A 9,693-nucleotide genomic window follows, 5' to 3' on the forward strand; every position below is an offset into this window, starting at 1 on the left:
GTCAACCGATGGTAGGCGCTGGGGTGCCAGACGCCCCAGGAGCCGGACGCCGATCACCGGATTCGCGGGTGGCCCACCGGCGCAGGGCGACCTCCCGTACCGCTTCGGCGAGGAGCAACAGGACGGCCACCACACCGAGCACGTGCACTCGCTCGAACTGCACCGGCCAGATGAAGTCGGGCACGTGCCGGTGCCGGAGCTGGCTGGTGACGATGTAGAGGTAGGCGGTCGCGAGGCACGCCACCGCGCCGAGCGCGAGCCAGCCACGCCCGCGGGGTGCCCGGCAGGCCACGAAGGTGGCGGCACCCACGGCGAGGGACAGGGTGGGGATCCAACCTGCGAACGAGAGGGCGCCGAGGCCGGCCACCGTGAGCAGGATCGCTCCGGCGGCCGAGGCCCGGGTGGAGAGCCGGTCGGGCCCCTGAGCCCAGGGGAGCTCGAAGTGGGGGTCGAGCGACTCGTCGTCGTCGGTGATGGCCCGCCGGTCGCGCGGGGGGCGGCGTCCGGCGAACGCCAGAGCCAGCGTCACCAGCACCGCCAGGGCGGAGACGGCGAGGAAGAACCAGATGACCCGTTGGGGCGCCCACTCGACGGTGATGCGAACCGTCTGAGCCCCGCCGGGATCGACCAGCCAGCCGTTCGCGTACCCGTCGATGACCTGTGGCGGGCCGAGATCGCGGCCGTCGACGGTGGCCCGCCACCCCGCGTTCCAGGATTGACCTACCGAGAGCCAGAAGGGGCTGCCGCCGGCGTCGACTTCCACGTCGAAGGACACCGGTCCCGAGGACACCGTGCGCGTCGGGGGCCCTGGGGGGGTCCTGCCGGGCGCGGCCACGGCCGGGGCGGGCGCGCCACCGGCGTCCGACGCGAAGGCGAGGCGATCGAGGTCGATGCCGCTCACCCGCCCCGGGCTCGAGCGCACCAGGTGGTCGCCTGCTTCGAGCCTGACCGCTGGGTCGTCGCCGCAGGGCGTGACGGTGAGCGCCTTGCGGGCGAGGGCGTCTGCGGTGGAGCCGGTGATGCGGAGGGGGACGGGCTGCCCGTCGACGGTGAGCAGGTCCGTGCGGCACCCGGTGTCGATGCGATCGGGCAACGGTGCCCGCTGGACACCGGGTATACCGAGCTCGGCGATGGCCACCGGCATCGTGATCGGAGTGTTCGAGTACCAGTCGATGGTCTCGACGGGGCGAACCTGCGCGATGCGGAACGAGAACGCCCGCCCGGAGACGGGCTCGGGAAGCTCGAGGCGCGCGCTGGCCACCGCGCCCGACTCCATACCGTCCTCGATGGGCGGGAGATCGAGGACGACCGGTTCCTCCGAGCCGTCGACCCGCAGCTCGATCCGGGTGGGTACCGAATGCCGGCCGTCCGCGATCACCCGGAGGTCCAGGTGGTCGAAGGTGACCGGCTGGTCGAGCTCGACATCGAGCTCCTGACCCTCCGGCTGGAGGAAGGGTGTGGCCCAGTGGGTGGTCTCGTCCCCGTCGATGGCCGCGGAAGCGCGCCGGGCGAGGCTGCCGGGGAGTCGCTGGCTGGAGCGGGCCGTGATCCCTCCCTGGGAAGCGTCCGGGAGCCCGAGCAGGCGGTCGATGCCGTCGTCGCTCAGGTCCGCGGACAGACGCGCTTGGGCGGCGAGGGAGAAGCCGCGAGCCGTCGGCAGCCGGATGGCCCGGGCGAGCGCGGGCTCCTCGTCCGTGCGGACGGGTTCGGAGGGGTTGGAACGCAAGCGGGTGAACAGCAGGGTGAGCCGGTGATCGAGCGACGACCGCCCCGCCCGCTGCAGGAGATCGTCGGGGGGGCGCACGACCTCGTCGACCCGGACCCCGGGGAGGCCCACCTCGGCGAAGCCGACACCGCTGATGCCGTCGTAGCGGGGTCGTTTCGGGATGTTCGTCCGGCGCACCTCGATGGAGAGCTCGCGGAAGGTGTGCTCGGGGAAGGACACCACCTGTCCCGGGAGTTGCCGCGAGCGGTCGTCCAGGGACACATCCACCGGGTCGCCGCCGTCGAAGCGCAGACGAGCCTCGGTGATCCAGCGGTTGCGAACCAGGTTGATCGGCTGGAGCAGGGTGAGCTCGCCGGTGGTGATCGGATGATCCAGGCTGATCGTGAGTCGTTGCCCGATCGGGTCGTCGACCGCGCCCACCCGCCACGCGGTGTAGGGGTCCCCGTCGAGCGCGTTGGCTGCACGGTCGTTCGGGGTGTAAGTGACGGGATTGCCGTAGTCGGTGGCGGTGACCACCGCGCCGCCGCGTTGCTCGCTCACGGTGTACGCGTCGTCCCCGGCACCGGGGAACAGGTCGAGCCGCTGGTCACCGGGGTCGTACCGGGGCGGTCGCTCGCCCGCCCGTTCCGTGTAGCCGGTGGTCTCCCGCAGCGTGCCCCAGCGCCGGGCCCGCTTGCGGTTGGTGTCGGTGACCAGGAGGTCGGCGCCCTGTCCGTAGATGCGTTCGAACCGGGAGTCGTCCGCGGCGAAGGACCCGCTGTAGAAGATCGCCTGGTTCAGGTCCAGCAGCCCGATGCTCGCGGCGTCGACGAGTCCGTCGCCGTCGCCGGCGACGAGCAGGGGGCGATCGACCCGGTGGGAGCGGATCATCGCCAGCGCCCCCTCGACGGGGAACACCGCCACCGGAGGCGGGTACGGCAGGTGATCGATCGCGTCGAGCTCGATCTCGTCGACCATCGGTTGCTCCGGTCCCGCGATGTTCGGGACGTGCGACCCGAACTCGATCGGGGGGCCGAGACCGGTAGCACTGCTGAGCAACTCCCAGGTCTGGCGAGGGCGAGCCGTGCGGTAGCGCTCGAACTGGAGATCGGCGCGGTAGATGATGTCACCCGCGCCGACCAGTCTCGCGAACGTCGAGACCGCCTGTGGATCGAGGTCGCTCTCGTGCAACCGGCGATCGAAGGCGTTCACGAGGTTCGCGGATGGCGCCGACCCCCACTGGAACAGCTCGCGAGCCACGTAGCCGCGGTCGGTGAGCCCGGGGGTGATCGGGTCGACCGTGTTGCCCCACCGGTAGCTGGCGAAATCGGAGCCTGGTAGCTCGAGGATGCGGGTGTCGTGGCTCTGCGCATCGAGGTAGGCGATGGCATCGAGCCAGTACCCAGGGATCTGCTCAGGTCGTTTGAGGTTGGCGGCCACCATCTCGCGGGTCCAGAGGGTGGGAAGGTTGCCGGCGACCAGCAAGGCGACCAGGACGGTGGTCGGGGTGGCCAGGCGGGGCAGGCGCCGGCCGAGGGCCGCCACGCCGGCGCCGAGGAACAGGGCGGACGCCAGCACCACGAGGGGCACGGCACGGGGGGTGCTGCGCATGCCGAGACCGACATCGGTGCGGACGAAGGCCTTGAAGACCGCCCCGAGCGGCGATGGCTCCTCCCAGGGATGGCTCCCGACGGCGATGAGCGTCCCGGCCACGAGCAGCACCAGGAAGTAGGCGCGGTAGCGCCACCTCACCAGCGCGGCGCTGGCCAGTGCCAGGAGGGGCAGGACGTAGCTGAGAGCGAGGATCGGCACCCGCTGGGTGAACGTGGCACTCGGCTCGATCCAGGGACCGAGCTTGTCGTTGCCGTAGAAGAACCAGTAGCCGAGGCCACGCAGCACTTCCGGCGCGGTGGAGACCTCCGCCACGGTCTTGTAGGTCTCGGTGTACCGCAGCACGGGGAGGCCGTAGCGGCCCTGGGCCCACAGGCCAGCCATCCACCACGTGGAGGTGAGCAGGGTCAGCAGCCCGATGCGGGCCACGGCCCTGACCGCGTCCCGCATCGGAACTTCGCGCTCCAGCCAGACGGCGTGCACCACCCACAGCAGCGGCCCCACGCCGACCAGGATGAGCGCGGTCGCGTTGATGCCCCCGACCGTGAGCACGACCAGCGCGAACCACGCGGGATACCGCCAGCCACCGTGTTTGAGGGCCTTCGCGGTGAGGGCGATGAGCCAGGGGAGCGCGGCCCACGGCAGGAGGATGACCGAGATGCGGGCCGCGTACTCGAGCAGGTAGGGGCTCATCATGTACGCCAGCGACGCCACGAGGACCGCGCCGGGTCGATCCGCGAAGCCGTGCGCTCCCAAGGTGCGGATGAGGTACCGCACCCCGAGCGCCGCGGCGAACATCACCGAACCGAGCCACAGCCGCTGCGCCACCCAGTCCGGCACCCCGAGCTGGTCGAACACCCAGTAGAAGGGCCCCATCGGCCACAGGTAGCCGATGTTCTGGTGGGTGACGGTGCCCAAGCCGATCTGGCTGTCCCAGATGTAGGGGGCGCTGCGCAGGAGCTTGCCGGGATCGAGGTACAGGTAGGTCTTGGTGTCCGCCCCGACCTCACCTGGCCGGGTCAGCAGCAGGGGGACGTAGGCGATCAGGGCAGGTATCGCGACGACCCACCAGTCCCCGATCCGAGATGTCGCCGGGCTGGCTAGCGGTCGCTCACCGGTGGTGCCCTCCGTCTGGCGACCGGCCGCCGGCGAGATCGACCTCACCGGCCGCGACCGCGGCGGCGGGCGCGGCGGCGGATCGCGTCCTCGGCGAGCGGGGTGAAGACCCCGAGGGCGGTGGCGTCCCAGGTGTAGCGGTCGGCGTGCTTGCGGGCTCCCTCGGAGAGCCGCACCCGCAGATCATGGTCGGTGAGCACCGCGCGCAGCTTGGCGACGAACTCGCGATCGGAGTCGGCCAACAGACCGCTCTCGTCCTCGGAGACCGAGTCGAGGTGGCCGGCGATGCGGGTCGCGACCGCCGGGGTGCCGCACGCCGCGGCTTCGGTGAGCGTCATACCCCACCCTTCCGCGATGGACGCGGAGGCCACCACCCAGGCCCGCCGGTAGAGCGCCAGGAGCTCGTCGTCGGACAGCCGGCCCACGAGATGCACCCAGCCGGTCGCATCGAGGTCGCTCACGAGCTGCTCCAGGCGGTCGCGCTCGTAGCCGTCGCCGACGATGACCAGCTCGAGCTCTGGCACCGAGTCCCGGACCTCGGCGGCGATGCGGATGAGCGCGTCGAAGCCCTTGGACGGCATGAGCCGGCCGACGCTCACGACCAGAGGGGTCCGGCTCTTCTCCCCTCCCGGGCTGAAGCGAGGATCGATGCCCGGTGGCACGACTCGCACCAGCTCCGGCCGGAAGTGCATCTGCTCGATGAGCTCGCGGCGGGACGACTCCGAGAGTGTGACGATGGGGGTGCGGCGGTAGATCGGTGGCAGGATTCGCAGTTCGAGCATCTCACCGAGACGGGCGAGTCGCTCCTCGAGCACCAGCCGCCACATGTCCCGGTGCACGTGGTGGATGAGGCAGATCCGCGGGCCCCGTGCCCAGAGGGGAGTCAGGAACGGCACCCCGTTCCAGATCTCGACCAGGCCGTCTCGAGGCCCGTGTAGGCCACGGAGCTCCGCCACCACCGCAGCAGGGAAGATCATGTAGCGCCCCCGACGACGGATCACCCGGTATCCGTCGCGGGCGCCGGTGGGGGGGCTGCCCTGCGCGTAGGAGGTTCGCATGGTGACCTCGAGCCCGGCCGCTGCCCAGCGCCGGGCGACCTCGGCAGCGTGCAACTCGGAGCCCCCCGCCTCGACGTCCGCGAGATCCCGCCACGCCAGGATGTGCACACGCTGGAGTCCCGCCGCTGCGGCCAGCCGAGCGATCTCGGCCGAGCTCGACGCGCCGGGTGGCTCGAACGGTGCAGGGGCCGGCGTGGTGATCGCGATGCCTCCGAGGCAGGGTGACGATGGGCTGCGGCGGCGCCCTCGGGCCGCCATCGGACCTGCTCCGCCTGGGAGAAGGCCGCATCGGATCGTAGTGGAGAGGGTCGGGAACCCAGTGTCAACGGAGGGATCGCCGGCCCGTGCGGCGCGAGGCGCAGAGCTCGGCGGTCGCGCGCGCAGATCGCTCGAGAGTCAACGCTGCTCGGGAGGATCGTCCGTCGTCACGGGGCCACGCTGCGCCCGCAACATGGCGATCTCCTCCGCCAGGGCGCGGGTGCGCTCGTCGAGCCGGCTCACCTCGCGCGAGAACTCCACGCTGGTCAGGAAGAGGAACCCGGTCGCGATCAGCAGGAACAGTGCGGGCGGGTAGTCGATCCCCACCCAGCGGGACACCCGGTCGAGCAGCCCGGGGAACAGGGCGAGCAGGGCGAGCGCGGAACCGGCAGCTGTCCAGAGCAGGGCGTACTTGCTGCGGAGCTGCCGGCGCCGGAGGAGCCGGACGATGAACACGATCGTGATCAGCGTGCCCACGCCGATGAAGACGTGGGCGGTCCTGGACAATCCGCCCGGCGCGATCTGGGCGAGCAGCGGCGGCATGTCGATCACCCTGGCGCGGCCGAGGGTACCCGGTGGCGTCGCGACGAGCTCGCGGCCAGCACGAACAAGAGCCGGAGGTAGTGGTAGAGCAGGCGGAGGTTGCGGTGCGAGGACAGGCCGGCTTGCCGCTCACGCATCCGCACCGGCACCTCCTCGACCCGGAAGCCGTTGGCGCAGGCGAGCAGGAGGGCCTCCACCGATTCCATGTACTCGGCCGGGTAGGTGGTGGCGAAGAAGTGGAGCATGGCCGGCGAGAACGCTCGGAACCCCGAGCTGGTGTCGGTGAAGCGGCGGCCAGAGAGCTGGCGGATGACGAAGCGCAGCAAGGCCATGGCCCGGGCCCGGACCCGACCGACCTCGTAGGAGCTGACCGCGCTCGCGAAGCGGCTCCCGATGACGAGATCGACGCCAGTGTCTAGCTCGCGCAGCAGCGTGGCGATCTCCGCCGCGTCGTGCTGCCCGTCAGCGTCGAACTGCACGGCTCGCTGGTAGCCGGCGCGGACCGCGTAGCGGAACCCGGTCCGCAGCGCCCCACCGATCCCGAGGTTGAACGGCAACGGCAGCACCGTCGCTCCGTGCGTCAGCGCGACCTGAGCGGTGCTGTCCGTCGAGCCGTCGTCGACCACCACGACGTCGAGGTCCTCGCGGCTGGCCAGCAGCTCGTCGAGGACCGATCCGAGTGCTGCTTCCTCGTTGTACGCGGGCACGATGACGAGCGTGCGTCCGGCCGTCGGTGTCGGCTCGGCGGGCATCGTCATCGAGCCTCGACCGCCGCTAGGAGGGCACCCGGTTGACCGGATGGTCATCGGCGAAGGCCGAGCGGGGGATCACCGGCGCGTCGCGTCCGGTGCCGCCGCCGGACGGACCGGTCGAGGTCCGCTCCTCGTGGTACTCCTCCTCGACGTTCACCGCCCAGATGTCGTGGTGGGTACCGTCGACGATGTTCTCGACGGTGAGCATGGCCGTGAACATCGAGTGGTCCTGGTTGTTGTACTTGTGCATGCCGTTGCGTCCGACCGGATGGACGTTCGGTGCGTGCTGTTCGAGCCAACGCCGGAGGATCTCGACGTTCGCCTTGTAGGTCTCGTCGTACATCGGGTACGCCTTCGGCATCCGCACGACGTAGCCCGCCTCGACCGATGATGCGTCGACCAAGCCAAGCTGTTGCAGCTCGCGCTTGGCCATCTCGATGAGCTGCTCGTCCGGCGCGGTCCAAGTCTCGTCGCCCTCGAAGACGAAGTACTCGAGCCCCAGACACGTGCGACCGTCCTTCACCAGGTACGGAGACCACGCCCCGAAGTTCTGGATGCGACCGACCTTGACCTCGGGGGAGTGGATGTAGATCCAGTTGTCGGGGAAGCCGGCTTCCTCGGGAACCACCAGCGCGACGGTGAGGAAGTCCCGGAACCGCAGGTCGTCAGCAGCGCGCCGCACCTCAGTCGGGACGGGTGGGTCCATGGCGGTCAGCAGCGATGAGAAGGGCATGGAGGAGATCACGTGGTCCGCGGGGTACCGGGTGCTCACCCCGTCGGACTCCGCGACGACGGCGAGGGCGCGGTCACGGTCGTGCTCGATCCTGGTCACCCGGGTGTTCATCACCACCTTCGTCCCCGCGGCCTCGACCAGATCACGGCAACGCTCCCACATCATGCCGGGGCCGTACTTCGGGTACTGGAACTCCTCGATCAGGCTGGTGATCTCCTTCTGGTTCCTCCTGGGGAGCAGGGCGTTGAGGATCGCGTTGAACAGCGAGAGGTTCTTGATGCGTTGCGCGGCCCAGTCCGCGGGCATGCTGCTGACCGGCACACCCCACACCTTCTCGGTGTAGGTCTTGAAGAAGGTCCGGTAGAGGCGCCAGCCGAAGCGGGCCACGAGCCAGCCCTCGTAGTTGGTCTGGTCCTTCGGCGGCCGCAGCCGCGCCCACACGTAGCTCGCGACACACCGCACGGCCTCCACCACGCCCAGGTTCCGCAGGGCGTTGCCCGCCTTGAGCGGGTAGTCGAAGTACTTGCCGTCGTAGTAGATGCGGCTCATCCGAGGCCGCACGAGGAACTCGTCTTCGGAGAGGATCTCGTGCCAGAGGTCCTCCACCCGCTGGACCTTGGTGAAGAAACGGTGACCGCCGATGTCGAAGCGCCAGCCGTCCCGCTCGGCCGTGCGGCTGATCCCGCCGACCACCGAGTCGGCCTCCAGGACCGTGCAGCTGATCCCGCGCTTGGCCAGCTCGTAGGCCGCGGTCAGGCCGGCGGGCCCGGCGCCGATGACCACCACGAGGGGCTGACCGTCGGAGCTGGCGGGCGGGATGGTCTCGGGGGTTGCAGGCATGGTGGATCCGGTCCCGAGCGGGACCCGGTGAGCGTAGCCAACCGGTCGCGCACCCATGGGCATCCGTTCGGTGGAGCCGGTCAGTGGACGGAATGGGTGCGGGCGAACTCGATCAGCATCGGTCCGAGCCACTCGGCGGCGGCCATGCCCGAGGCCTCGCTCCAGTGGATGCCGTCGGGACGTTCGGCCAGGTCGAGCTCCCCTTGCGGCCGGGCTCGCATGATCGCCTGCAGATCGAGCACCCGCCCACCGGGGCGGGTGGGCACCACCTCCCGCACGATGTCGTTCAGCCGGTCCATGCGGGCCGGGTCGTTCTCGGGGAACGGACCGGGCCGGCCTTCTTTGATGCCGGCCTTGATGTGGGGATGGGTCATCCACACGACGGTGGCCCCGTTGGCCGCCAGCACGTCGGTGGCCTCGGCGATCTCGCGCGCCAGGTAGGCGTCGTAGACCGGATCACCGGGGGCCCGCCACTCGGTGTCACCGGGCAGGCGCCGGTCGACCACGTCCCAGGTGCCGACCATCACGGCTACGACGTGCGGGCGTAGCCCTTTGGTGTCCGCGGTGAAGCGGTCGACCCAGTTGTCGCACTCGGGCAGCGTGGAGCGCTCCTTGCCGACATAACGCAGTTCGCCACCGCGGGTGATGCCACAGCCAAGCTTGCCGGCGTTGAACACCGACAACGGATCTCCCTGGCGGGCCCAGAAGAGGATGCCGACCCCGAGCGTGAACGCCCCCGAGTCGCCCTCGATCAGCAGGCGAGGACGCTCGCCCGGCCGCAGCGGTACCGGTAGGGCACCCTGTGGGGGAGGCGGTAGCCCGGCGGTCGGGTCCAGCAGCGTCGTGGGCGGGGTGGTGACTGCCGGGGAACCCAGGTTCTCCGACGGCAACGCCGGCTGGTCGTCGAGCGCGAACACGATGTTCTGGCTCGCATCAGGTGTCCGCTGGCTGGTGATGGTGGTGGTGAGGATGGCGATGGCGGTGAGGGGGGCGAGCCACAGGGGGGTACGGCCGGTGAACAGGCGGCGTTGACGGACGGGTTGTTCGAGGATCACCAGGGAGATCTGGGCCAGCGCG

The 9,693-nt window shown here is 70.4% G+C and carries 6 protein-coding genes; all 6 read right to left on the bottom strand.

Features of this window, described 5'->3' with window-relative positions:
* Position 1: 1 nt before the first annotated feature.
* Positions 2-4,480: an alpha-(1->3)-arabinofuranosyltransferase domain-containing protein gene (locus tag HZF19_RS11355; protein ID WP_208028898.1), complete on the bottom strand. Its 4,479-nt coding sequence runs from the start codon at positions 4,478-4,480 to the stop codon at positions 2-4.
* Positions 4,477-5,748 (bottom strand): glycosyltransferase family 4 protein, encoded by a 1,272-nt coding sequence (locus HZF19_RS11360; protein ID WP_208028899.1) that lies wholly within the window; start codon positions 5,746-5,748, stop codon positions 4,477-4,479. Before HZF19_RS11360 ends, HZF19_RS11355 begins: the two co-directional genes overlap by 4 nt.
* A 138-nt stretch (positions 5,749-5,886) precedes the next feature.
* Positions 5,887-6,291 carry a DUF2304 domain-containing protein gene (locus tag HZF19_RS11365; protein WP_208028900.1) on the bottom strand — a complete coding sequence of 135 codons (405 nt, stop codon included), beginning with the start codon at positions 6,289-6,291 and terminating at the stop codon, positions 5,887-5,889.
* Between the two features lie 5 nt (positions 6,292-6,296).
* A complete protein-coding gene (locus tag HZF19_RS11370) occupies positions 6,297-7,043 on the bottom strand; it encodes a glycosyltransferase family 2 protein (RefSeq protein ID WP_208028901.1) in 747 nt (248 codons plus the stop codon).
* A 22-nt stretch (positions 7,044-7,065) separates the two neighbouring features.
* On the bottom strand, positions 7,066-8,616 hold the full coding sequence (locus HZF19_RS11375) for an NAD(P)/FAD-dependent oxidoreductase (protein ID WP_208028902.1): 1,551 nt from the start codon (positions 8,614-8,616) through the stop codon (positions 7,066-7,068).
* Positions 8,617-8,696: 80 nt separating this feature from the next.
* On the bottom strand, positions 8,697-9,693 hold a 997-nt coding region (locus HZF19_RS11380), incomplete at its 5' end, for an SGNH/GDSL hydrolase family protein (RefSeq protein WP_208028903.1).

Source organism: Rhabdothermincola sediminis (assembly GCF_014805525.1).
Lineage (GTDB): Bacteria > Actinomycetota > Acidimicrobiia > Acidimicrobiales > Acidimicrobilacustridaceae > Rhabdothermincola > Rhabdothermincola sediminis.

Coding starts and splice junctions, on each gene's coding strand:
- HZF19_RS11360 (WP_208028899.1), bottom strand. CDS start 5,748: ATGGCGGCCCGAGGGCGCCGCCGCAGCCCATCGTCACCCTGCCTCGGA.
- HZF19_RS11365 (WP_208028900.1), bottom strand. CDS start 6,291: ATGCCGCCGCTGCTCGCCCAGATCGCGCCGGGCGGATTGTCCAGGACC.
- HZF19_RS11370 (WP_208028901.1), bottom strand. CDS start 7,043: ATGCCCGCCGAGCCGACACCGACGGCCGGACGCACGCTCGTCATCGTG.
- HZF19_RS11375 (WP_208028902.1), bottom strand. CDS start 8,616: ATGCCTGCAACCCCCGAGACCATCCCGCCCGCCAGCTCCGACGGTCAG.